This is a genomic window from Brevibacterium sp. LAARM2_SD2 (assembly GCF_057364785.1).
Map to the genome: position 1 here is coordinate 256719 of NZ_JBNFOM010000001.1, position 23199 is coordinate 279917.

At 68.9% G+C, this 23199-nt stretch carries 18 protein-coding genes and 2 pseudogenes; 15 read left to right on the top strand and 5 right to left on the bottom strand.

Features of this window, described 5'->3' with window-relative positions; genetic code table 11:
* Nucleotides 1–8 precede the first annotated feature (8 nt).
* The 5 genes from AC2W7K_RS01180 (at nt 9) to AC2W7K_RS01200 (ending at nt 6288) form a co-directional block, all read left to right on the top strand.
* Nucleotides 9–815, top strand: a complete 807-nt coding sequence (locus AC2W7K_RS01180) for a hypothetical protein (RefSeq protein ID WP_344250349.1) — start codon at nt 9–11, stop codon at nt 813–815.
* On the top strand, nt 812–2329 hold the full coding sequence (locus tag AC2W7K_RS01185) for a hypothetical protein (protein WP_344250351.1): 1518 nt from the start codon (nt 812–814) through the stop codon (nt 2327–2329). Before AC2W7K_RS01180 ends, AC2W7K_RS01185 begins: the two co-directional genes overlap by 4 nt.
* A 441-nt stretch (nt 2330–2770) precedes the next feature.
* Nucleotides 2771–3865 carry a pyruvate dehydrogenase (acetyl-transferring) E1 component subunit alpha gene (gene pdhA / locus AC2W7K_RS01190; protein ID WP_249356690.1) on the top strand — a complete coding sequence of 365 codons (1095 nt, stop codon included), beginning with the start codon at nt 2771–2773 and terminating at the stop codon, nt 3863–3865.
* Nucleotides 3865–4839 carry an alpha-ketoacid dehydrogenase subunit beta gene (locus AC2W7K_RS01195; protein ID WP_140954883.1) on the top strand — a complete coding sequence of 325 codons (975 nt, stop codon included), beginning with the start codon at nt 3865–3867 and terminating at the stop codon, nt 4837–4839. Before pdhA ends, AC2W7K_RS01195 begins: the two co-directional genes overlap by 1 nt.
* 15 nt (nt 4840–4854) lie before the next feature.
* Nucleotides 4855–6288, top strand: a complete 1434-nt coding sequence (locus tag AC2W7K_RS01200; RefSeq protein ID WP_344250358.1) for a dihydrolipoamide acetyltransferase family protein — start codon at nt 4855–4857, stop codon at nt 6286–6288.
* A 601-nt stretch (nt 6289–6889) separates the two neighbouring features.
* Here AC2W7K_RS01200 and AC2W7K_RS01205 read toward each other — a convergent pair.
* Nucleotides 6890–8020, bottom strand: a complete 1131-nt coding sequence (locus tag AC2W7K_RS01205) for a protein kinase (protein ID WP_344250360.1) — start codon at nt 8018–8020, stop codon at nt 6890–6892.
* 712 nt (nt 8021–8732) lie between these two features.
* Here AC2W7K_RS01205 and rpmB point away from each other — a divergent pair.
* The 7 genes from rpmB to AC2W7K_RS01240 all read left to right on the top strand — a co-directional run bounded on the left by rpmB (nt 8733) and on the right by AC2W7K_RS01240 (nt 14773).
* Entirely contained in the window at nt 8733–8969 is a 237-nt protein-coding gene (rpmB, locus tag AC2W7K_RS01210) for a 50S ribosomal protein L28 (RefSeq protein WP_137824956.1), read from the top strand.
* Nucleotides 8969–9136 carry a 50S ribosomal protein L33 gene (rpmG, locus tag AC2W7K_RS01215; protein WP_035756283.1) on the top strand — a complete coding sequence of 56 codons (168 nt, stop codon included), beginning with the start codon at nt 8969–8971 and terminating at the stop codon, nt 9134–9136. The genes rpmB and rpmG overlap by 1 nt, the downstream gene beginning before the upstream one ends.
* Nucleotides 9137–9142: 6 nt before the next feature.
* On the top strand, nt 9143–9448 hold the full coding sequence (gene rpsN, locus AC2W7K_RS01220) for a 30S ribosomal protein S14 (RefSeq protein ID WP_009376593.1): 306 nt from the start codon (nt 9143–9145) through the stop codon (nt 9446–9448).
* A gap of 69 nt (nt 9449–9517) precedes the next feature.
* Nucleotides 9518–9805 carry an HU family DNA-binding protein gene (locus AC2W7K_RS01225; RefSeq protein ID WP_137824957.1) on the top strand — a complete coding sequence of 96 codons (288 nt, stop codon included), beginning with the start codon at nt 9518–9520 and terminating at the stop codon, nt 9803–9805.
* A 280-nt stretch (nt 9806–10085) separates the two neighbouring features.
* Entirely contained in the window at nt 10086–12101 is a 2016-nt protein-coding gene (locus AC2W7K_RS01230) for a bifunctional copper resistance protein CopD/cytochrome c oxidase assembly protein (protein ID WP_344250366.1), read from the top strand.
* Between the two features lie 431 nt (nt 12102–12532).
* Nucleotides 12533–13888, top strand: coding sequence for an MFS transporter (locus AC2W7K_RS01235; protein ID WP_269780026.1), 1356 nt, complete (start codon nt 12533–12535; stop codon nt 13886–13888).
* Nucleotides 13889–14023: 135 nt separating this feature from the next.
* Nucleotides 14024–14773 carry a 3-hydroxybutyrate dehydrogenase gene (locus tag AC2W7K_RS01240; protein ID WP_198499946.1) on the top strand — a complete coding sequence of 250 codons (750 nt, stop codon included), beginning with the start codon at nt 14024–14026 and terminating at the stop codon, nt 14771–14773.
* Nucleotides 14774–15027: 254 nt separating this feature from the next.
* Here AC2W7K_RS01240 and AC2W7K_RS01245 read toward each other — a convergent pair.
* Nucleotides 15028–15663, bottom strand: a pseudogene (locus tag AC2W7K_RS01245) (LysR family transcriptional regulator); the annotation flags it as partial.
* Nucleotides 15664–15795: 132 nt separating this feature from the next.
* Between AC2W7K_RS01245 and mmsB the strand changes: the two are divergent.
* The 3 genes and pseudogenes from mmsB (at nt 15796) to AC2W7K_RS01260 (ending at nt 19870) form a co-directional block, all read left to right on the top strand.
* Nucleotides 15796–16706: pseudogene (gene mmsB / locus AC2W7K_RS01250) on the top strand (3-hydroxyisobutyrate dehydrogenase).
* 280 nt (nt 16707–16986) lie between these two features.
* Nucleotides 16987–17718, top strand: coding sequence for a YggS family pyridoxal phosphate-dependent enzyme (locus tag AC2W7K_RS01255; RefSeq protein ID WP_344250371.1), 732 nt, complete (start codon nt 16987–16989; stop codon nt 17716–17718).
* Nucleotides 17719–17854: 136 nt separating this feature from the next.
* Nucleotides 17855–19870 carry an NHL domain-containing thioredoxin family protein gene (locus tag AC2W7K_RS01260; protein ID WP_344250373.1) on the top strand — a complete coding sequence of 672 codons (2016 nt, stop codon included), beginning with the start codon at nt 17855–17857 and terminating at the stop codon, nt 19868–19870.
* Nucleotides 19871–19976: 106 nt separating this feature from the next.
* Here AC2W7K_RS01260 and AC2W7K_RS01265 read toward each other — a convergent pair whose 3' ends face one another.
* The 3 genes from AC2W7K_RS01265 to AC2W7K_RS01275 all read right to left on the bottom strand — a co-directional run.
* Nucleotides 19977–20936, bottom strand: a complete 960-nt coding sequence (locus AC2W7K_RS01265; RefSeq protein WP_211978598.1) for a hypothetical protein — start codon at nt 20934–20936, stop codon at nt 19977–19979.
* Nucleotides 20937–21227: 291 nt separating this feature from the next.
* Nucleotides 21228–22334: an ABC transporter gene (locus AC2W7K_RS01270; RefSeq protein ID WP_344250375.1), complete on the bottom strand. Its 1107-nt coding sequence runs from the start codon at nt 22332–22334 to the stop codon at nt 21228–21230.
* Between the two features lie 6 nt (nt 22335–22340).
* Nucleotides 22341–23199: LPXTG cell wall anchor domain-containing protein (locus tag AC2W7K_RS01275; RefSeq protein ID WP_486005674.1), on the bottom strand; the 859-nt coding region annotated here is incomplete at its 5' end.

Below are 23199 nucleotides of genomic sequence, written 5' to 3' on the forward strand. Positions count from 1 at the left end.
GGGAGGGGATGATCGTGGCGGAGGCAGGCCACGGGCACGCCGCAGACGGGAGTGCCGAGGAACACCGCGCCGCCGAGCGGCTGCTCGCGTCCCGGCACGTGCTCAACCACGACCGGGCGGCGGCCAAGGACAGCGTGCTCGGCACCCGGTGGATCACCGTCGATCTCGAGCGGATCCGCCGGCTGCCCCACCGCCTGCGCTGTCTGTGGCCGAAGCAGCTGCTGCCCACCGGTGACCGTGCCGGCGCCACCGGATCTCGGGCGACCGCCTCGGCGGGAATGGTCGTCACCCCGACCGCGGCCGGCCTGCGCGAACATCCCACCGACGTCGTCCGACCCCGCGACCTCGACGTCCTCTCCGCCTGGCTCGCCGGCTTCGCGAGCGAACTCAACCTCACGCGGTTCCGGCTCGGCATCGCCGTCGGCGGCGCTGACGCCGCTCTCACCCTCGAGATCGCCGGCTGTGCCGACACCGCCCTGGCGATGCTCGCCCTGCGCGGCACGGACTTCTCCGACTTCGCCGGGTTCGAGTTCCTCCGCCGCCTCGACATCACCGATCTCGCCGTCGTCGGTGAGGAGCTCACCGACCTCATCACCGGTGACTGCGTCCTCACCCTCACGTATGCCGGGGTGCGGAACCGGTCCGGGATGGAGTTCCTCCACCGGCAGGGCGACTCCTGGCACCGTCCGCTCCTCGAGCGCGGCACGGCCGGAGTGACCGTGGCTGAGATGGAGGACGTCGGCGCCGAGGCGGTGCGGATGCTCATCGCGGCCACCCTCGCCGAGCTCTGCCGCACCGAGGAGGCGGCCCGATGATCGCGACGCGCACCCGCGGCGGCGGGCGGATGACGATCGACGACCGGGCCGAGCTCAGCGGCACCGACCTCGAACGGATCGTCCGGCGCATCGGCGATCTCAATGCCGCCGGTGCTGTCGCCGACTTCGACCTCGCCACCCTGCTCACCCAGGTGCCCTCGCCGCTGACCGCCCTCAACCTCGATCGCGCACGGCTCGTCTACCACCAGCAGCTCACCGTCGTCCTCCTCGAACTCGAGGCCACGACGCTCGCGATCCGGACGGCCGCGCTCGCCTACCGGGAGGCGGAGAAGGGGGTGAGCGAGGTCTTCGGCGGCCTCCTCGACGGGCTCGGCTACGTCACCGGCCGTGTCATCGCCATCAGCCTGCCCGTCGTCATCCCCGCGGCGGTCGTCGTCGGGATCCCCGTCTACGCCGCGGCCACGGTCCTCGACGCGGTCGGTGCCGACGACCTCGTCGAGCGACAGTTCGGGATCGACCTCGCGCAGACGACGGATCGGCTCAAGGAGGACCTCACCCGCCTCGTGTTCGAGAACTCGGACGCCACGGGCGCCGTCATCGAACACGTCCTGCCCGGCATGGTCGTCGGGTTCCTCGGTCTGCCGCCGCAGCTGCTCGCCGTCGACAGCGACACCACCCTGTGGCCCCACGACTCCGGATCGATGACCGCCTGGGTGCTCGCCGCGGCGAACCTCGTCGGCCTCCTCACCCCCTCCGAGGTCGAGGTGTGGAAGGCGGAGGGTCTCACCCCGGCCCATGCGCAGCCGCCGGCCGATGTCGCCGAGCTCTACAGCAGGGAGGCCGCGCAGCACCGCGGCGTCGACTCGGGACAGGTGCGCATCGAGGAGGTGAGGTCACCCGACGGCACGACCCGCTACATCGTCTACGTGCCGGCCACCACCGACTGGTCGCCGGAGCCGGGGGATAACACGACGGATCTGACGACGAACGTCGAGGGCATGGCCGGCAACGACACCGTGATGCGCGAAATGGTCCGGCAGGCGATCGCCGACGCCGGGATCGGCAGCGACGCCGAGGTCATGCTCGTCGGCTACTCCCAGGGCGGCATCACCGCCGGCTCCCTCGCCGCCGATCCGGCATTCCTCGCTGATGTCAACGTCACGGCACTCGTCACCGTCGGCGCCCCGATCTCCGACTTCGCCATCGACGAGAGCGTCGACGTGCTCGCCATCGAACACGAACAGGACCTCGTGCCCGACCTCGACGGGAACGAGGACCCCGCCCGGGACCGCTGGACGACGATCACCGTCGACTACGACCCCGACGAGCTGCGGAAGGCCCCGAACCTCGCCGACAAGTCCGACGCCGAACTCGACGAGATGTTCTCCTCGGCCGGCGCCGCGCATTCCTCTGCGGCGTACTCGGCCTCCCTGGCCCTCATGGTCGGTGCCGGACACCCGGCTCTGCGGCGCTTCACCACCCGCAACGCCGGGTTCTTCTCCGGAGACATCACGGAGACGAGGGACTACCAGGGCAAGCGGAAGCGGAGGTGAGAGGCACGGGATTGCCGACACCGTCTGACAGGCGACCCTTCGACATGCGACTCTTTCATGTGCGGTGGTCGGACTCCCAACCACCTCGGCGAAGATCGACAATTCCGCCTCCGGGCTTTGGCGACGCCCGCCAGGCCATCGGTGCCATCCGTAGGCTGACCACGACCGATGCATTTCGACGTCGATGCGGACCACCGGTTCGCAGCGGTGCCGACAGCACCCTGGCGGTGGCACGGGCACCCCTGATTCTGTATCGTAGGGGTACCTGTGAATCAGATCACGCGAGGGCGATTCCTTCCACCAGAGGCGTTGCCCGCAGCACACTGTCCGCCACCGGTCACCTCCGGTGCTGTATGGACCTTGAGAATAAGGAGAGCTGAAATGACCTCGAACATTTCAGTGGGATCCGGGACTGCCCACAGTCAGTCAGCGGAGCCTCGCATGATTCAGATGCTCACCGAGGACGGCAACCGCGTTGCCTCGGGCGAGTACGACGCCTTCGCCGCAGAGCTCACCGATGAGGATCTGCGCGGGTTCTACCGGGACATGGTCCTCGTCCGCCGCGTCGATGCGGAGGGCGCAGCCCTGCAGCGCCAGGGTCAGCTGGGACTGTGGGCCCCGATGTTCGGCCAGGAGGCCGCCCAGATCGGCATGGGCCGCGCCGCCCGCCCCCAGGACTTCGTCTTCCCCACCTACCGTGAGCACGGCCTCGCGTACACCCGCGGCGTCGAACCCGAAACGCTGCTCGGCATCTTCCGCGGCCAGAACCACGGCGGCTGGGACCCGCAGGAGCACCGCTTCCACACGTACACGATCGTCATCGGCTCGCAGACCCTCCACGCCGCCGGCTACGCCATGGGCGTGTCGATGGACGGCGACGTCGGCACCGGTGACCTCGAACGCGACACGGTCGCCATCGCGTGCTTCGGCGACGGTGCGACCTCGCAGGGCGACGTCTCGGAGGCGCTGACCTTCGCCGGCGCCTTCCACGCCCCCGTGCTCTTCTTCTGCCAGAACAACCAGTGGGCGATCTCCGAGCCGACGAACGTCCAGACCCCGGCCCCGCTCTACAAGCGCGGCGAGGGATTCGGCGTGCCCGGCATCCGCGTCGACGGCAACGACATCATCGCGATGTACGCCGTGGCCCGCGCGAGCCTCGACTCGGTGCGCTCCGGCAACGGCCCGATGCTCATCGAGGCCTACACGTACCGTCGCGGTGCGCACACCACCGCCGACGACCCGACGAAGTACCGCGACCGCGCCGAAGAGGAGATCTGGGCCGACCGCGACCCGATCACCCGTCTGCGCGCCTACCTCGAGAAGCACTCGGACACCGATGAGTCGTTCTTCGCCGAGGTCGACGCCGAGGCGGACACGCTCGCCGCGCGCATCCGCCACAACTGCATGACCATGGAAGACCCCGACGGTGTCGAGATGTTCGCTCACGTCACCTCCGAACCTCACCCCCTCGTCGATGAGGAACGTGCGGAGTACCTCGCGTACCAGTCCTCATTCGCCGATGCAGGTGAGGCCTGATGGAGAAACTTCCGCTTTCCAAGGCGATCACAGCCGGTCTGCGCAAGGCCATGGAGGACGACCCGAAGGTCGTCCTCATTGGTGAGGACATCGGCAAGCTCGGCGGCGTCTTCCGCGTCACCGAGGGCCTGCAGAAGGACTTCGGCCCGCAGCGCGTCATCGATGCGCCGCTCGCCGAATCCGGCATCGTCGGCACCTCGGTCGGCATGGCGATCCGCGGCTACCGGCCCGTCGTCGAGATCCAGTTCGACGCGTTCATCTTCCCCGCCTACGACCAGATCGTCACCCAGGTCGCCAAGCTCTACAACCGCACCCTGGGCAACGAGCGCATCCCGATGGTCATCCGCGTGCCCTACGGCGGCGGCATCGGCTCGCCCGAGCACCACTCGGAGAGCCCCGAGACCGTCTTCGCCCACCATGCGGGACTCAAGCTCATCAGCCCGTCGAATGCCAACGACGCGTACTGGATGATCCAGGAGGCGATCCGCAGCGACGACCCGGTGATGTTCTTCGAACCCAAGCGCCGGTACTGGCAGCGCGGGGACGTCGACACCTCGGCGAAGGACCTCGGCATGCACGACGCCCGCGTCGTGTCCGAGGGCACCGACGTCACGCTCGTGGCCTACGGGCCGCTCGTGCCCACCGCGGCCGATGTCGTCGCGGCCGCCGCCGAGGAGGGCAAGAGCGTCGAGCTCATCGACCTCCGCAGCCTCAACCCGATCGACTTCACGACGATCGAGAAGTCCGTCCAGAAGACAGGTCGCCTCGTCGTCGCCCACGAGGCACCGACGTTCCTCGGCCTCGGGTCGGAGATCGCCGCCCGCATCTCCGAGCGCTGCTTCTTCAACCTCGAAGCCCCGGTCATCCGCGTCGGCGGCTACCACACGCCGTACCCCGGCTCGCGGATGGAAGAGCACTACCTGCCCGATCTCGATCGCATCTTCGACGGTGTCGACCGGGCCCTGGCCTACTGACGAAAGGAAGCAAGAATGGCGTTCGAATTCCCTCTTCCCGACGTCGGCGAAGGCCTCACCGAGGCGGACATCGTGTCCTGGAAGGTGGCACCCGGCGACGAGGTGACGGTCAACCAGATCCTCGTCGAGATCGAGACCGCGAAGTCCCTCGTCGAACTCCCGAGCCCGCAGGCCGGGACCGTCGGCGCCCTCCTCGTCGAGGAGGGTCAGACCGTCGAGGTCGGGACCCCGATCATCCGCTTCGGAGGTGCCGATGATGCCGGCGCGGGCGCGGAGGCGATGAGCGCACCGCACGCCGAGGCGACCGCCCCGGCCTCTGACGGTGCTGTGACCAGCGACGACGAAGGCGGTGCCACCCTCGTCGGGTACGGCGCCAAGGCCGCCTCATCGAAGCGCCGTCCGCGCAAGGGCGGGGCGGTCGCCCCGTCGCAGTCGGGTGCCTCGGAGACCTCGGGCACGGCACAGTCTTCCGCTCCCGCCGCGCCTGCGCCCGCGCAGCCTGAAGCCGGGCCGGCCGCGTCCGATGGTGCGGCTGCGTCGGCCGAGACCGCCTCGGCGGGCAAGCCGCTGGCCAAGCCTCCGGTGCGCAAGCTCGCGAAGGACCTCGGCATCGACCTCGCATCGGTGACGCCGACCGGATCCCGCGGTGAGGTCACGCGCGCCGATGTCCAGGCCGCGGCCGACGGCACCGCGGCACCGGCTGTGACTGGGGCGACCGCGGCTGGGGCGACCGCCTCGGCGAGTGTCGACAACGACGCCCTCGAAGAGCGGATCCCGTTCAAGGGCGTCGTGAAGATGATGGCCAAGGCGATGGTCGACTCGGCGTTCACGATGCCGCACGTCACCGAATTCCTCGACGTCGACGTCACCGAGACGATGGCGTTCGTCCGTCGTCTCAAGGCGTCGAAGGTCCTCGGGGAGGATGTGCGCGTGTCCCCGCTGCTCATCGTCGCGAAGGCGGTGGCCTGGGCGGTTGCGCGGAACCCGCGGATCAACTCGACGCTCGAGGGCGATGACATCGTCGTCAAGAAGTACGTCAACCTCGGGATCGCTGCGGCCACGCCGCGCGGACTCATCGTGCCGAACATCAAGAACGCGCACACGATGGGCCTCACGCAGCTGGCGCAGGAGATGCAGGAGCTCACGGCCCTGGCTCGCTCGGGCAAGACTCCGCCTGCTGACCAGGCAGGAGGTACGATCACCATCACGAACGTCGGCGTCTTCGGCGTCGATGCCGGAACGCCGATCATCAACCCCGGCGAAGCCGCGATCCTCGCCTTTGGGCAGGTGCGGAAGAAGCCGTGGGTCGTCGACGACGAGATCGTGCCGCGTGAGATCACGACTCTGTCCGTGAGCGCCGACCACCGTGTCGTCGACGGCGAGATCATCTCGAAGTTCCTCGCCGACGTCGGCCGCGGCCTTGAGGATCCGAGCGTCCTCCTGGCCTGAGGGCGATGCTGGAGCCGCCTATCACCCCGCGCGCGAGGTGATGGGCGGCTTCGCTCGCCTGGTGGAGGCGGCCTCCGCCGACCACTACCCTCAGCTCCACAGACACCTCGTGGACGCGACGGATGTGGAGCTCAGCGGAGGGCGTGCGAAGCCACGGGTTGTGTTTGCCGCTCAGCGGAGGGCGAGCCGTTCCGGGTTGCCGGCTTCGCGGCAGGTGCGTCGCTGAATGCCGGGGGCTGATGATTCTGGCACCTGGGGGAGGCGGACTCTGCCGACCACTACCCTGAGCTCCACAGACCCCTCGTGGACGCGACGGTTGCGGAGCTCAGCGTAGTGCGCGCGAAGCCACGGGTAGTGTTTGCCGCTCAGCGGAGGGCGAGCGAAGCCACGGGTTGTGTTTGCCGCTCAGCGGAGGGCGTGCGAAGCCACGGGTTGTCATTGCCGCGCAGCGTAGGACGTCTTGCTGCGGGTAGTCTGTGATGCTCCGCGTAGGGCGTGCCGTTCCACGAAGGACGTGGCCCTCTCCCCGGGCCGTGACGCTCCGCGGAGGGCGCGCCGCTGCGGGTTGTCCGTGCCGCTGTGCACGAGACGTGCCGTGGTGTCAGCTGTCGAGGTAGGCGCTGTTGTCCTCGGAGTACTCGCCGTTCTTGACGAGTCGCTTGGCGAGGCAGTGGTCGCGGTCGAGACCCCACGAACGGCACTTGTCGAGCGCCGGCTTCGCATCGCTGTAGCCGGTGTCGACGACCGTCACCCAGTAGTCGCCGGACTTGTAGGCACTCCAGTCGCCGCTGTAGATGAGGATCGACCCGGGATACTTCACCTGGTTCGCCTTGAACTCGTCGAGGATGTCCTGCGCCGACCACGTCTTGCCGTCGGCCTCGAGCCCGACCTTCTTCGCGCTCACCTGGGTCACCCACTGGCCTTCGAGGCCGGCGGCCGCCTCGGTGCCCGACTTCACGAAGCCGTCGAGCTCCTCCTCCGGGGTCCCGGTGGGCTGGACGAGTTCGTCCGAGGGCGTCGGCGCTGCCGAGGCCGATTCCTCGCCGCCGACGTCGACGGGCACTGTGCCGGATTCGGGGGCGAGCCAGCGCGCTCCGAAATAGCCGAGGAGCGCGAGAACCGCGAGGATCGCGGCGATGACGATGACGACCTTCGTAACCGATCCCTTGCGCGGGCCGGAGTCGGAGACGGCCTGGCCGATGCCCGAATTCGGACCCCCCGGGCCGTAGCCCCCGGAACTATAACCCCGGGGACCATAGCCGCCGGGACCATAACCACCAGGTCCGTATCCGGCCGCACCCGAACCGGCCGCACCCGAATCGCCCGCTCTCGAATCGCCCGCCCCGGAACCGCCGGGCCCGAAGGCCCCTGCCCCGCCTGAGTCAGAGCCGACACCGGCCCCCTGAGAGGGCGCACCCGAGTGCCGGGCATAGCCGGCTGCATGGCCGACCGAACGTGCACGGGCACCGCTGGCGGCGGCATTGACATGGTCCTGGAACGGCGAGCTGCCCGCGGGGGCGAAGACGTTGGCCCGACGAGTTCGCGATAGGGGAAGGTCACCGGTGTGACGTTCGATGTATTCGTAGTAGGTCGAACCGTCGAACTCGGCATCGGCTGAGTGGGCATCCGCTCCCTGCGACCCGGGCTGCGGGCTCCGGCCGGATCGATCGGACGAATCCCAGTCATCACTGGTCGCGGGACGGATGCGCGGCCTCGGTGGAACGTCGCTCATCTGTCCTCCAGAGTGCCAGATGTGGTGGCAATCATCTTCTTACCTTGGCACGAGTTCGGTGGGTCTTCAACACGGTCGCGGCGCTCTGGCATGCCCTTCCTCGCCGAGGCGGTCGGACCCTGAGAACGGCGCCGAGACGCCCGTCGCCGGCCCCCTGACAACGGCGAACACCCGTGCGACCACGGTGAAGCGCGCGGGATCCGCGCGAACTCGGGCGACGTGGGTGCGCAGCGGTCGCCACCATGCGGCAACGGTCGTTGATCCGATCTGCCCGCAGCCTCGGCGCGAGCCCCGCGAATCCGGGGAGCGTGTGAATTTGCTCTGAAGGCCGGATCGTCTCTAAACTGGATGTCTGTTGTGTCGTAACGGGCCCGTCCCCGACGGATCTGCTATGACCGACATGGTGCTCACCCACCGCTGCACTCCAGCTTCGGCCATCTCTCACAGGCTACGGCTTCAGCGCTGGTGAGACATCTCGCCCGAACGGGCAAGCCTGTTTCGGCGTACACAATTTCCATTGCGAACGCCGCGTGCTTGCGACTCGGACCCACCGGAACGTCCCTCGACGTCCCTGCCCGGGCCCGCGTGAGCACAGCAGCATCGCGAGAATTTGTTGATGTCTTCCGACATCGGCGCAAGCGAGCCAGAACCGTCGACCGGTTCAGCTCGGGCTTGTTTCGAGAGTCGGTAACTTGTGAACTGGAGGAGAGTCATGGCAGCAACCTGCCAAGTCACCGGGGCCGTTCCCGGTTTCGGACACAATGTGTCCCACTCGAAGCGCCGCACCAAGCGCCGCTTCAACCCGAACATTCAGACGAAGCGCTACTACGTTCCGTCGCTGCGTCGCAACGTCACCCTCAACGTGTCCGCCAAGGGCATCAAGGTCATCGACGTGCGCGGCATCGACTCCGTGGTCGCCGAACTCATTGCCAAGGGAGTGAAGCTCTGATGGCGAAGGCACAAGACGTTCGTCCGATCATCAAGCTCAAGTCGACCGCCGGCACCGGGTACACCTACGTGACCCGCAAGAACCGCCGCAACAACCCGGACCGCATCGTGCTCAAGAAGTACGATCCCGTCGTCCGCAAGCACGTCGATTTCCGAGAGGAGCGCTGAGCGCACATGGCCAAGAAGTCCAAGATCGCCCGCGACAAGCAGCGTCGCGTCATCGTCGAACGCTACGCAGAGCGCCGCGCGGCCCTCAAGCGTCAGCTCACCCACCCCGACAGCACCGACGAGCAGCGTGAAGAAGCACGCCTCGGCCTGCAGAAGCTTCCTCGCGATGCCTCGCCAGTGCGCGTGCGCAATCGTGACCAGGTTGACGGCCGCCCCCGCGGCTACCTGCGCAAGTTCGGACTCTCCCGTGTCCGCTTCCGCGAAATGGCACACGACGGCGAGTTGCCGGGCATCACGAAGTCCAGCTGGTAATCTCGAGGAAGTTCGTTATCGGAAAAACGGACCGGTAACCGACCGACTTGTCCTAAGGAGGACACTTTTATGGCTAAGAACCGCAGTGAGCTCGTTGCAGAAGTTGCCGAGAAGTCCGGCCTGACCCAGAAGCAGGTCTCGGATGTTCTCGACGGAGTCTTCGATGTCTTCTCCGACGTCGTCGACAAGGGCGAGAAGCTCACCATCCCGGGCTGGCTCTCCGTCGAGCGCACCGAGCGTGCCGCTCGCAAGGGCCGCAACCCGCAGACCGGTGAAGAGATCCAGATCAAGGCCGGCTACTCCGTCAAGCTGTCCGCTGGTTCGAAGCTCAAGGCTGCCGCCGGCGCCCCGAAGTGACCTTCGCGCTTCACGCGCACGAAGACCCGGATCGATCATCGGTCCGGGTCTTCTGCTGTCCGGGCTGAGGCATCCCTCGCCGAGGCGGGGCACCGAGTCCGTGAACCCCAAGTGCCGCTGAGCGCGGATTCCCAGGGAGATCTGCGCCACCTCGGCGGGTGCGAATTGGCAGGGGCGAACCCCGGGACGATATCCTTGAGGCTATGGATTCAGCGGCGGGCAGGCACCAGTGACCTCCAAGATCATTGCACCGCTCGTCGGTTTCACAACGCGGGCTGCCGTGCCCATCGTCGTGGTCGTCGGCCTCATCGTCGCATTCCTCGCGATGCTCTACACCGGCGCCGCCGAGGCGACGCTGCTCAACGACCCCGGCCGTGTCGTCCGCTTCGGGCTTCCCGCGGCCAAGTCCCTCTTCAACGTCGCGATGTCGGTGACCATCGGGTCCCTCCTCTTCGCCCTCCTCATCCTCCCGCGCACGCAGGGTCGCACGCGGCACAAGGGCGGGAAGAAGGCCGGCGAGGCCGACCAGCCGCCGCTCGACGCGCTCTGGGAGAAGTCCCTGAAGATCGCCGAGGTCGCCTCGGTGGCGTGGACCGTCTCCGCGGTCGCCGTCCTCATCTTCACCTTCATGGACACTGTCGGCGCCCAGGCCTACATCGACTTCTCCAACCAGCTCGGCGTCTTCGTCACGCAGATCGCCTTCGGTCAGCTGTGGACGCTCATCGTCGTCCTCATCGCCGTCGCCTCGACGCTGTGCTTCGGCTCCCGGTCCTACCTGGGCATCGCGTTCGCCGGGCTCATCTCCATCGGCGTGATGATCCCCATGGCGCTCATGGGCCACTCCGCGCAGGCCTCGGGCCACACCCAGGCCGTCAACAGCATCGGACTCCACCTCCTCGGCGTCACGATCTGGCTCGGCGGCCTCCTCGTCGTCGCCCTTCTCGGCGGTCGTCTCGCGAAGTCACCGCATCTGAGCACGATCATCAGCCGGTACTCGTCGTTCGCGCTCTTCGCGTTCGTCCTCGTCGCGTTCTCGGGCGTCGTCAACTCGCTCCTGCGCGTCCAGTCCGTCGGCGACCTCATGACCCCCTACGGGCAGGTCATCATCGGCAAGGTCATCGGCACGGTCCTCCTCGGCCTCATCGGCTTCTGGCACCGCCGCTACGTCATTGCCCGCCTCGGCACCGTCGCCTCGGTGACGGCGGAGTTCTGGCGCCTCATCATCGCCGAGTTCGTCATCTTCGGCGCGACCATGGGCCTGGCCGCCGCGCTCGCCCGGTCGCAGCCGCCCGTGCCCCAGGAGCCGGTCGGCAACCCCACGCCCTCGGAGATCCTCTCCGGGGAGCCGCTGCCCCCGGAGCCGACGTTCTCCCGCTACTTCACCGAATGGTCGGTCGACCCGCTGTGGCTCGTCATCGCCGTGGGCCTGGGCATCGCCTACGTCGCCGGGTTCATCCATCTCAAGCGCCGAGGTGACTCCTGGTCGGTCGCGCGCCTCGTCTGCTGGCTCGTCGGCATGGTGCTCCTCATCTACGTCACCTCCGGCGGCCCCGTCGTCTACGGCGAGGTGCAGTTCTCCGCGCACATGATCCAGCACATGCTGCTCGTCATGGTCGTGCCGATCCCCATGGTCCTCGGTGCGCCGATCACCATGCTCATGCGGGCGACGACCCCGCGCACCGACGGTTCCCGCGGCATCCGCGAATGGGTGCTCTGGCTCGTCCACACGCCGTTCCTGCGGTTCCTCGCGAACCCCGTCGTCGCGAGCGTCAACTTCGCCGGCTCCCTCGTCGTCTTCTACTACGCGGGTCTCATGCGCTACGCGCTCGAGTACCACCTCGGGCACGAGCTGATGATCTTCCACTTCCTCGGCGCCGGCTACCTCTTCGCGCAGTCGCTCATCGGCGTCGACCCCGGGGTCAAGCGGTTCCCGTACCCGCTGCGGCTGCTCACGCTGCTCATCACGATGGCCTTCCACGCGTTCTTCGGCATCTCCCTGCTCAGCTCCGAAGTCCTCATCGAGGGCAACTGGTTCGGCAACATGGGCACCGACTGGGGATACACCGCGATCGAGGATCAGCAGCGCGGCGGCGCGATCGCGTGGGGCATCGGCGAGCTGCCGACCCTGTTCCTCGCGATCATGGTCGCCTTCCAGTGGTCGAAGTCCTCGGATCGCGAAGCCAAACGGGTCGACCGGCGCGAGGCCCGGACGAACGACGCCGAGCTGCGCGCGTACAACGACATGCTCGCGACGATCGCCGAAAGCGACTCCCGCGCCGAACAGCGCCGCAGCTGACCCCGCCGGGTCACCGGTCCTCGTGACCGGATGACCTCGCCGGCAGTGCGCCTGCGCTGACGGGCGGGACGTCAAAGCGCGTCGGCACTCCGGCGCCGCAGCCGTCCCGGCGCCACCCTGACTCCGCTGACGGACGCGACGTCCGACCGCCTCGGCGAGGGCGCGTTCATCTGCACACGACGCACACCCGCTGTGCACGAATATGCACAGGAAATTCTCGTTTTCGCGCCTCTGCGCATCCCAATCGCCTGTGAAGTGGCGCACACTGAGAGGGAACCGCCATCACCGGCTCACGGTGAGGACGGTGCGCGCAGGCCCGTGAGAGCTCTCATCGCCGAGACCCTCGCCACGGCCGCCGCACCGGACACGGTGACAGGTCAGCACGATCAGCCCGCAGAGTCGCGGCGCGGATCGGAGAATCGAGGAGAGTCATGAGTGCACAGAGCCCCACGGAGAGGAAGTCGGTGCGCGCGCAGCTGCGCAAGGTCGTCGCCGCGTCGATGGCCGGCACGGTCGTCGAATGGTACGAGTTCTTCCTCTACGGGTCAGCGGCGACGCTGGTGTTCAACCACATCCTGTTCCCGCCGTCGGACAATCCGCTCACGCCGATCCTGCTCGGCTTCGCGACCTACGCCGTCGGCTTCATCGCCCGTCCCATCGGCGGCATCGTCTTCGGCCACTACGGTGACAAGTTCGGACGCAAGAAGCTCCTGCAGCTCTCGATCATCCTCGTCGGCGCCGCGACGTTCCTCATGGGCTGCCTGCCGACGTTCGGGCAGATCGGCTACCTCGCGCCGATCCTCCTCGTCCTCCTGCGCATCGTCCAGGGCTTCGCGGTCGGCGGCGAATGGGGCGGTGCGGTGCTCCTCGTCGCCGAGCACTCCCCGGACAAGGAGCGCGGCTTCTGGTCGTCGTGGCCGCAGTCGGGCGTGCCCCTGGGCAACCTGCTCGCCACCGGCGTCCTCTTCGTCCTCACCGCGACCCTGAGCGAAGAGGCCTTCCTCTCCTGGGGCTGGCGCATCGCGTTCTGGCTCTCGGCGGTCATCGTCCTCATCGGCTACTACATCCGCACCCGGGTCTCCGATGCCCCGATCTTCGAGAAGATCCAGGCCGAGGAGATCGAGGAGGGCGTCGACTACGGCGTCAAGGCCGTCTTCAAGCGCTACCCGCGTGAGGTCTTCACCGCGATGGGTCTGCGGCTGGTGGAGAACATCCACTACTACCTCGTCGTCACCTTCTCGATCACCTACCTCGCCGTCGTCGCCCAGATCGAGGCGAGCGAGATCCTCGGCCTCCTCCTCGGCGCGCATGCGATCCACGCGCTGCTCGTGCCGATGATCGGCGCCCTCGGCGACCGGATCGGCCGCAAACCGCCGTACGCGATCGGCATCATCCTCACCGCGTCGTGGGGCTTCTTCGCCTTCCCGATGTACGACACCGGCAACCCCGGGCTCATCTTCCTCGCCCTGCTGCTCGGCCTCATCTTCCACGGGTTCATGTACGCCGGCCAGCCGGCGATCATGGCCGAGATGTTCCCGACCCGGATGCGCAACTCCGGCGTCTCGACCGGGTACCAGGTCACGGCGATCGTCGCGGGCTCCTTCGCGCCGATCATCGCGACCGCGCTCCTCGATGAGTTCCACTCCTCGGTCCCGATCGCGATCTACCTCGCGGTGGCGGCGCTCATCTCGCTCGTCGCGCTGATCTTCACGCGCGAGACGAAGGGCATCGACCTCCACTCGCTCGACCACGCCGACAAGGTCCGCCGCGGAGTCGTCGCCGGCTGAGCGGGCAGACGTCGCCAGCGGCTGTGGTCGTCCTCCCCTCGCCGAGGCGGGGCGACGACCACGGCCGGGCACGGCTCCGTGCGGGGCCGGGAGGCGCAGCCGACAGCACCCCCGATCGAGGAAAGAGGATGAGGAATGACTGTTGATCTCACCGGCAAGCGGGCGCTCGTCACGGGCGGCGCCTCCGGTCTCGGCAAGGCGATGTGCGAGGCGTTCGCCGCCGCCGGAGCGGCGGTCACCGTCGCCGACGTCGATGCCGATGCAGCCGGCGCCGTCGCCGAGTCCATCGGCGGGCAGGCCTGGGTGGTCAACCTCGCCGACACCTCGGCGCTCGAGGGGATCGACATCGACGTCGACATCCTCGTCAACAACGCCGGCATCCAGCGCATCCACCCGATCACGGAGTTCCCGCTCGAGGAGTGGCGGCTCATCATGACGCTCATGCTCGAGGCGCCGTTCGTGCTGACGAAGGCCGCGCTGCCGGCGATGTACGCCCGCGGGTGGGGACGGGTCATCAACCTCTCGTCCGTCCACGGGCTGCGCGCCTCGGCGAACAAGTCCGCATACGTCGCCGCCAAGCACGGGCTCATGGGGCTGACGAAGACGACGGCGCTCGAAGCCGGCCCGCACGGCGTGACGTGCAATGCGATCAATCCCGGCTACGTCCTCACGCCGCTGGTCAAGGGGCAGATCGCCGAGCAGGCGCGGACGAACGGGATCAGCGAGGACGAGGTGCTCGAGAAGGTGTTCCTCGGCCACGCGGCGGTCCCGAGGCTCGCCGAGCCCGAGGACATCGCCGCCCTCGCCCTCTTCCTCGCCAGCGATGCGGCCGGCGTCGTCACCGGGGCCGCCCACAGCGTCGACGGCGGGTGGACTGCCGCCTGAGAGCAACCGCGCTGCTCAGAGCACCTCGAGGACCGCGCGCACGCCGGCGCTGCGCAGCGCCTCATGGCGCACCGACGCCCAATAGGACACGCGTTTGGAGAAGAGCTCGGGGAGCACCTGGACGAGTCGGCTGTTCCCGCGCGCCGTGAAGTCCGGGAGGATCCCGATGCCGACCCGCCGGCGGTGGCGAGCACATGCGCCTGCACCGAGGTGGAGCGGAAGAACCCCTTGCCCGCGGGCAGCTCCGCGGCCGCCTCGTCGAGGTCGTCGACCTGCAGGGAGTTCTCGATGTAGTAGACGATGCGGTGGTCGGCGAGGTCGTCGAGCGTGCGCGGCTGCGGATGCGTGCGCAGATACTCCTGCGAGGCGTAGAGCTGGAGACGATAGTCGCGGATCCGCTTGGCGGCGCTGCGCGGGGCGTCCGGCCGGCCGACGACGACTTCGATGTCGACGCCCGACCGGTACTGCCGGGCGCGCTGCGTGGCGGTGATGAGCTCGATCTGCAGACCGGGGTGGCGCAGCTGCAGGGATGTCAGCGCCGGGACCGCGAACTCGAGGGCGAACGCCTGCGGGCAGGCGAGGCGGATGGTCCCCGACAGCGCGGCGGTCTCGTGGGCGTCGATGCGGCCGAGCGCTGCCTCGATGTCCTCAGCGATCGGCAGCAGCTGCCGGCCCGCGGTGCTCAGCTCCCAGCCGTCGGGCGAGGCGACGAGGACGCGCTGGCCGTACGCCTTCTCGAGAGCGGCGATCCGCCGGGACACGGTCGTGTGGTTGAGCCCGAGACTGTGCGCGGCCGCCGTGAACTTCCCCAGCCGCGCGACGGCGAGCAGGGTGAGCAGATCCTCCGGTGAGATCTGCCTGCCGGAACCGGTGGGTGCGTGAGCGGCCATAGTCTCCTCATTCTATCTGCGTGCGCGCACATTGCGGGTGCGGAAGAGGTGCCTTCCCGGGCTGATCCCCGCGCCCGCTGCTGGCGTAATGTGAAGGGGAACACATGAACAGTTGATGCGAGGAGGCATGCGATGTCGACGATTGGATGGATCGGCCTGGGGAACATGGGTCGACCGATGACGGCGAACCTGGTCAAGGCCGGACACACGGTCAAGGGCTTCGATGTGGTGCCGGACGCCGTGACCGCGGCCGCGGCGACGGGGTCACCCCGGTGAGATCCATCGCCGAGGCGGTCGCCGGTGCCGACATCGTCTTCACGATGCTGCCGAAGGGCGAGCATGCCCGCGCCGTCTACCTCGGTGACGACGGAGTGCTCGCGAATGCGGACACGAGCACCCTCCTCGTCGACTCCTCGACGATCGACTTCGATTCCGCGCGTGAGCTGCACAAGGACGCCGCCGAGGCGGGCTTCCGATTCATCGACGGTCCCGTCTCCGGTGGGGTCACCGGCGCCCAGGCCGGAACCCTGACGTTCATGCTCGGCGGCGACGACGCCGATGTCGAGACGGCGCGGCCCTTCATCGAGCCGATGGCCGGCAACATCTTCCATGCCGGCGGTGAAGCCGCAGGTCAGGCGGCGAAGATCGTCAACAACATGATGCTCGCCATCAGCCTCGAGGGCGTCGTCGAAGGCGCCGTCCTCGCGCAGCGCTTCGGCCTCGATCCGAAGGCGTTCTACGACATCGCGAAGGTCTCCTCGGGCGATTCGTGGCCGCTGCGCACGTGGTATCCGGTGCCCGGCGTGACGGAGACCGCGGCGTCGAACAACGACTTCAAGCCCGGCTTCGCGACCGCGCTCATGCACAAGGACGTCGGTCTCGCGCTCGCCGGCGCCGAGTCCCAGGGCGTCGACCTCCCGGCGGCCTCCCTCGTCTACGCCCAGCTGCAGAAGCTCGTCGACGAAGGCCTCGAGGGACTCGACACGACGGCGATCATCAAGAACATCGACCCCGCGGCTTCCGGCCTGCCGACGAAGCCCTGAGCGACCAGCGCGCTGCCTGAGGTGGTCCACACGCACCCGCGTTGCGGGATTGCGCGCCGCCTCCATGGCGGACACCCTGACTGTGCGCCGGGTTGATGGCGATTTCCGCGCTGAGATCGCCATGAACCTGGCGCACAATCGCACTCGATGCTCCGCGCAATCCGGGTCGCACGATGAGCACCTGGGCGGCGCAGGCCCGCGACCACCGTCGAGCGCCCGTGCAATGGTGCCGACAGACTGGACGGCCGCGGCTCGGCTGCGCTCGTGCGAGACTGGGAGCATGAGTTCGACCGACACCCTGACCGCAGACGAATCCGCCGACATCCGCGCCCGCCTCGACGAGGTAGCCGAGCGCACCGCAGCCGCCGCGCAGGCCTCCGGGCGCGACGCCGACGCCGTGCAGATCCTGCTCGCGACCAAGACCCAGCCGGCGGAGAAGATCCGGGTCGCGCTCGAACACGGCTTCGGTCTCATCGGGGAGAACAAGGTTCAGGAGCTCGTCGCGAAGGCCGACGACCTCGCCGACCTGCCCCATGAGTCCCACCTCATCGGTCCGCTGCAGAAGAACAAGGTCAACCACACCCTCCGGCACGCGCAGTGCATCCAGTCGATCGACTCCCTCGATCTTGCGACGAAGATCGACAACCGCCTCGGCGTCATCGATGGGACGGTCGATGTCTTCGTCCAGGTCAACACGTCTCGTGAGGACTCGAAGTCGGGTGTCGCGCCGGAGGACGCCGAGGCGCTGGTGACTGCCGTGCGCGCGCTGCAGCGCCTCCGCCTGCGGGGTCTCATGACGATCGGACTGCCGGGTCAGACGCCGGAGGAGATCCGCCCGAGCTACTCAGACCTCCGCGAACTCAGCGCTCGCCTCATCGACTCCGGTGCCCTGCCGGAGACTGCGACCGAACTGTCGATGGGCATGAGCAACGACTTCGACCTCGCGATCGCCGAGGGCGCGACGATGGTCCGCATCGGCTCGAGCGTCTTCGGTGCCCGCCCGGCCGCGTAGGCTGGCCCACCGCGTGAACTGCCCGCCCGCGCCGGCAGTCGACCACGCGCCGGCAGTCGACCGATCGACGCGGTCACTGTGTCCCACGATGACAGCCGCCCTGCCGCCTCGGCGAGGGATCTGAGACCATGGACGCATGAACTCCAGCCCGCAGAGCTCCGCGGCCACCGCCGCGGACGACGCCACCGCCGAGGCCACCGCCCCGTCCCGCCCGCGCGAACCCAAGGTGCGCGCTCCCGAACTCCTCGGCCGCCGCTGGATGAACTCCGGTGACAAGGACCTCAGCCTCGCCGACCTGCGCGGCAAGGTCGTCCTCCTCGACTTCTGGACGTTCTGCTGCATCAACTGCCTCCACGTCCTCGACGAGCTGCGCCCGCTCGAGGAGAAGTACAAGGGCGAGCTCGTCATCATCGGCGTCCACTCGCCGAAGTTCGAGTTCGAGCGCACCGTTGAGGCCGTCGACCAGGCCGTCGAGCGCTACCAGGTCGAACACCTCGTCCTCGACGACCCCGACCTCATCACCTGGCAGGCCTACACGGCCCGCGCGTGGCCGACGCTCGCCGTCATCGACCCCGAGGGCTACCTCGTCGCCACCCTCTCCGGGGAAGGGCACGCCGCCGGCCTCGGCGAGATCATCGAGGGCCTCATCGCCGAGCACTCCGCGAAGGGCACCCTCCACTCCGGCGACGGCCCGTACGTGCCCCCGCCGGCACCGGAGACCGAGCTCTTCTACCCGGGCAAGGTCACGGTCCTGCCGTCGGGCAACCTCCTCGTCGCCGACTCCGGCCACCACAGCCTCGTCGAATACGCCCCCGACGGCCACACCATCGTCCGCCGCATCGGCACGGGAGACCGCGGACTCACCGACGGCGACCTCGCAACCGCCGAGTTCAGCGAGCCCGGCGGCATCACCGTCCTCCCCGACGACATCGCCTCCCAGGTCGGCTACCAGCTCGTCGTCGCCGACACCGTCAATCACGTCCTGCGCGGCATCGACCTCGAGGCCGGCACCGTGACGACGATCGCCGGCACCGGCGAGCAGCACATGGTCGGCGCGATCGACAACGTCCGCGGCACGCACGGGGCGCTCGGGCGCTACGACGGGCCCGCGCTCGACGTCAAGCTGTCCTCGCCGTGGGACGTCCTCTTCGTCCCCTCCACCGCCGAGGTGGTCGTGGCGATGGCCGGCAACCACACGATCTGGGCGTTCGACCCGGTCAGCGGCCGCATCCGCCTGCTCTCGGGCACGATGAACGAGGGTCTCGTCGACGGCGACGCCGAGACCGCCTGGTTCGCGCAGTCCTCGGGCCTCGACCTCCACCCCGACGGCGACGTCATCGTCGCCGACTCGGAGACCTCGGCGATCCGCCGCCTCGACCCGGCCACCGGCGAGGCGAGCACGATCGTCGGCGTCGGTCTCTTCGACTTCGGGTTCCGCGACGGGCCCGCCCCCGAGGCGCGGCTGCAGCATCCGCTGGGCGTGCGCACCCTGCCCGACGGGTCGCTCGCGATCGCCGATACGTACAACGGCGCGATCCGCCGCTACGACTTCGCGACGAACGAGGTGACGACGCTCGCCCGCGGGCTGCGGGAGCCCTCGGACATCCTCGTCGTCCCGGCGACCGGCGGGCATGCCGGCGACGCCGAGGCGGACTCGGCCATCACCGGCGACGCCGCTGCCGGCGACGCCGAACTCCTCGTCGTCGAATCGGCGAACCACACGCTCACCCGCGTCACCCTGCCCAAGGACGCCCAGCGCGTCGATGAGGGAGCGCAGACGAGCAAGCGGCCCTCGACCGAACTCGCCTCCGGTCCCGTGGCGATCAGCGTGAGCTTCACTGTCCCTGCTGGTCAGAAGCTCGACGACCGCTGGGGCGACCCGACGTACCTCCAGGTGTCGTCGACGCCGCCCGAGCTCATCGTCTCCGGCGGTGGGGGAGCGGAGGGGCTGAGCCGCGACATCGTCATCGATCCTGAGTTCACCTCGGGCGTCCTCCACGTCACCGCGCGAGCGGCCGCGTGCGACGGCGAACCCGGCGGGGAGATCCCGCTCCACGCCGCCTGCCACCTCTACCAGCAGGACTGGGGCATCCCCATCGAGCTGAGCGAGGCGGCTCCGGCCGTCCTCGACCTCGACCTGCGCGGAGCCTGACGAGGTCATTCAACCGAGGAATCTCGCGCCGTTCGTCGCGATTCACTCGGTTCTGTGTCCACACACGCGCCTGGATGCGCCGACGAGCCGGTCAGCCGCGCCGTCCTCACATGATCGAGACTTCGCCGAGGCGGCGCGGTTCGACGCGGACCTGCGAGGCCCGGACGACGACGGAGCCGCCGAAGACGAAGGACAGGGTCTCATCGAGGTCGTACTCGGACGCGGTGACGATGTCGCGGTAGCGGCCCTGGATCCGCACCTCGGCTGTGGCCGGAGTGAGTTCGAGGTCGCCGCCGGAGGCCGTGAGACTGACCTTCGGCTCGCGCACGATCGACCACGTGACGTCGCCGAGGATCTCGTTGTCCGTCTCATACCCGAACACGCAGCCCGTGGGCATGAGCGTCGTCGCCTTCACGCAGCCGGCGAGATAGTCGCTGACCTGCTGCGCCACGGACTCCTCGAGCTTCGCGGTCGGCTGCGGGGAGAGGGAGACCTGCGCGGTGTCGCCGGGGGCGGTCACCTCGGCGCGCTCCGACTTCGACGTCAGGTACGTCGCGTCGAAGCCGACGAGGTAGGTGGCCGGGAAGAGCACGGGCACGGTGCCGGCGGAGACGCTGTAGCCGTTGACCGTCGCCGTCGATGAGCCCGAGACATCGAGGTCGAGTGTGGGCCACGCCTCCTGCTCGATCGCCCACCGATCGAAGAGGCCCGCGGCCGCCGGCAGCTTGACGAGGGTGAGGTCGACCGACCGCGTCTGCGAGGACAGCACGTAGCTGAGCTTGACCGTCGCCCGGTCGCCGTCGGTCGAGATCGTCTCCGCACTCGCCTCGCGGGGCAGGTCGGGGGCCGCGGCGAGGACGTCGCCGTTGAGCGCGAGCGTCGACTCCGGAGTGGGAGAGGAGAGGTAGGAGAAGGCGCGTTCGGCATTGCCCTGCTCGATCGCGCGCATGTACGCCTCGACCGTGCGCGCGGGCGTGTAGAACGCGAGATTGAGCAGCGGCACCGAGGCGACGGTGAGGACGATGACGACGAGCGCCGAGATGAGGAGTGTCCGCGGTGTGCGCATGGCCTCTCCTCGTCGGCTTGGGGGATGGGGGCGGACCGTGTCGGAGACCGACCGGTGACCGCAACAGCGTCGAATCCAGTTTAGTGGACAGTCGGCCTGTCGCTGTCCCCGGCCCATCCCACCCAGATCGCCGAGGCGGCGGCCCGGCTCAGCGGTTCAGCGCGGCTCGCGATCACGGCAGACACGGCCCCGGTGCGCGAGCCATTCGACCGCGGTTCAGCGCGGCCCGTGATCACGGCAGGAACAACCCCGGTGCGCGGGCTCACCCCGGCCCAGGTCCGGACGGGCGAGTCACTCCACGGAATAGGCCCGCAGCGCCGAGGTGTCGACCTCGACGAAGACGTGCGTGCCGACCCTGACCGCGGCGCGCAGCTGCGCGAGCGTCGCCCCGAGGCCCGGATGGAGGATCCCGAAGCCGGCACCGGAGTCAGGCCTACTGCCGTCAGCGGAATCGCCGGCACCGCCCGAATCAGCACCGCCACCGCCGAGGCGGGCGAGATCGGCGAGGTCGACGTCGAGGGCGAGCCCCATCTCCGTGTCGACGGGTGAGAGCTTCGCCTGGATCGCGGTGCCGCGGTCGCGCAGTCCGACGACGATGGCCTCGAAGACCGCCGCCGAGGTGAACGCCGGGTCGTGCTCGTCGAGCGAGACGAGGGCGCTGCGCCAGGAGAGGGTGACGAAGACCTTCCCGTCGAGCTCGGTCCGGGCGCGGACCGCGGAGTGGCCGATCGACAGCCAGCCCTTGCGCGCCAGACCGGACCAGATGTTGACCCCGGTGAGCTCGGCGGGCAGGGAGCCGCGCGGTTCGCTGACGACGGAGGCGAGCGAACCGAACGCGACGAGTTCGCCCTTCTCGATGTCGGCGACCCCCGCCTCGGCGATGATGAAGTCCGTGAGTGTGTCAGAGGAGAAGACGATGCCGCGGCCCTGGGCGGCCGCGAGGTCGGCGAGCCGTGCCCGCAGGCCGGTGCGGATGTGGCCGGGCACGCCCGCGAAGGGATCGATGAAGGTCAGCCACCGGGAGCCCGTCGCCCAGGCGGCGGCGAGGACGAGCTTTGCGCGCGCCCCCGCGTCGAGGTCGCTGAGACGTCCGCGCAGCGCCTCGGGCGGCAGCCCGAACTCGGTGCACGCCGCCGCCAGTGCCGCCTCCCCGGGATCGGCACCGGCGGCACGGAAGTACGTTCTCACCCATCTGCGCACACGCAGACGTCCCGACCGGAATCCGGTCGGGATCTGTGGGGGAGGCGCGACGCCTGACAGGGCCGCCGCGGACAGCACCACCTCGGTGATGCTGTCCGGGCTGCCCATGAGCCCGAGAACCGTCCCTGCTCGAAGACGACCGAGGTCGATCGGGCGTCTGCCGAGGTGCAGCCCCTCCAGGGACAGTTCGGTGCTCAACGGATCTTAGAACTCCGCAGGATCGTCGGCGGCCGCATCGGCGCGACGACGGGTGATGACGACGGCGGCCGCGCCGACGACGAGGAGTCCCGCGCCGAGCGCGAGTCCGGTCAGTTCGGCACCGGTGCGGGGCAGGTCGTTCGAGGCGCTGCTGCCGCTGCCGGAGTCACCGCTGCCGGATCCGCCGCCGGAGCCCGAGCCGTTGCCGTCCTCGGACACGTCGGTGCCGTTGGTGACGACGGTGAAGCTACCGCCCTGGGGCTTGTCGAAGCTCTCGGCCTGGACGCGGACGTTGTACGTGCCGAGCACGGCCTTGACCTTGGCCTGGACGCCGAAGGTCGCCTTGCCTTCGTCGTCGGCGTCCTTCGACATCGTGTAGCGGTCGACCTTGCCCTGGGCGTGCTCGACGACGATCGTGATCTTCTCACCGGGCTGTGCGCCGGTGACGCCGAGGGTCACGCCCTTGTTGAGGAAGTCTTCCGAGGTGATCTCCGTGGGATCGATGATGAGGGCCTGCGGTGCTGCCGCCGGCTGCTCATCGTCGTTCGTTCCCTCGCTCGACGAGGGCGACGGATCGCCGGTCTCCGACGGCGTGCCGGTCTCGGTGGGCGACGGCTGTGACTCCGTCTCGGACGGCGTCGGCTCCTCGCTCTCCGCCGGGCTCTCCTCAGGGCTCTCCGAAGGAGTCTGCGGCGGAGTCTGCGTCTCGGTCGGCGACTGCGTGGGAGTCTCGGTCGGCGATGCGGTCTCGGACGGAGTCTGCGTGGGCGTCTCGGTCGGCGACTGCGTGGGAGTCTCGGTCGGCGATGCGGTCTCGGACGGAGTCTGTCGGCGGGTCGTCGTCGGCGGAGTCGTCGAGGTCCTC

Excerpts from the sequence above, each read along its gene's own strand:
- AC2W7K_RS01185 (WP_344250351.1), top strand. The coding sequence starts at position 812 with ATGATCGCGACGCGCACCCGCGGCGGCGGGCGGATGACGATCGACGAC.
- rpmB (WP_137824956.1), top strand. The coding sequence starts at position 8,733 with ATGGCAGCAACCTGCCAAGTCACCGGGGCCGTTCCCGGTTTCGGACAC.
- AC2W7K_RS01195 (WP_140954883.1), top strand. The coding sequence starts at position 3,865 with ATGGAGAAACTTCCGCTTTCCAAGGCGATCACAGCCGGTCTGCGCAAG.
- AC2W7K_RS01180 (WP_344250349.1), top strand. The coding sequence starts at position 9 with ATGATCGTGGCGGAGGCAGGCCACGGGCACGCCGCAGACGGGAGTGCC.
- AC2W7K_RS01235 (WP_269780026.1), top strand. The coding sequence starts at position 12,533 with ATGAGTGCACAGAGCCCCACGGAGAGGAAGTCGGTGCGCGCGCAGCTG.
- AC2W7K_RS01240 (WP_198499946.1), top strand. The coding sequence starts at position 14,024 with ATGACTGTTGATCTCACCGGCAAGCGGGCGCTCGTCACGGGCGGCGCC.
- AC2W7K_RS01265 (WP_211978598.1), bottom strand. The coding sequence starts at position 20,936 with ATGCGCACACCGCGGACACTCCTCATCTCGGCGCTCGTCGTCATCGTC.
- AC2W7K_RS01200 (WP_344250358.1), top strand. The coding sequence starts at position 4,855 with ATGGCGTTCGAATTCCCTCTTCCCGACGTCGGCGAAGGCCTCACCGAG.
- rpsN (WP_009376593.1), top strand. The coding sequence starts at position 9,143 with ATGGCCAAGAAGTCCAAGATCGCCCGCGACAAGCAGCGTCGCGTCATC.
- rpmG (WP_035756283.1), top strand. The coding sequence starts at position 8,969 with ATGGCGAAGGCACAAGACGTTCGTCCGATCATCAAGCTCAAGTCGACC.
- AC2W7K_RS01260 (WP_344250373.1), top strand. The coding sequence starts at position 17,855 with ATGAACTCCAGCCCGCAGAGCTCCGCGGCCACCGCCGCGGACGACGCC.
- AC2W7K_RS01205 (WP_344250360.1), bottom strand. The coding sequence starts at position 8,020 with ATGAGCGACGTTCCACCGAGGCCGCGCATCCGTCCCGCGACCAGTGAT.
- pdhA (WP_249356690.1), top strand. The coding sequence starts at position 2,771 with ATGATTCAGATGCTCACCGAGGACGGCAACCGCGTTGCCTCGGGCGAG.
- AC2W7K_RS01255 (WP_344250371.1), top strand. The coding sequence starts at position 16,987 with ATGAGTTCGACCGACACCCTGACCGCAGACGAATCCGCCGACATCCGC.
- AC2W7K_RS01225 (WP_137824957.1), top strand. The coding sequence starts at position 9,518 with ATGGCTAAGAACCGCAGTGAGCTCGTTGCAGAAGTTGCCGAGAAGTCC.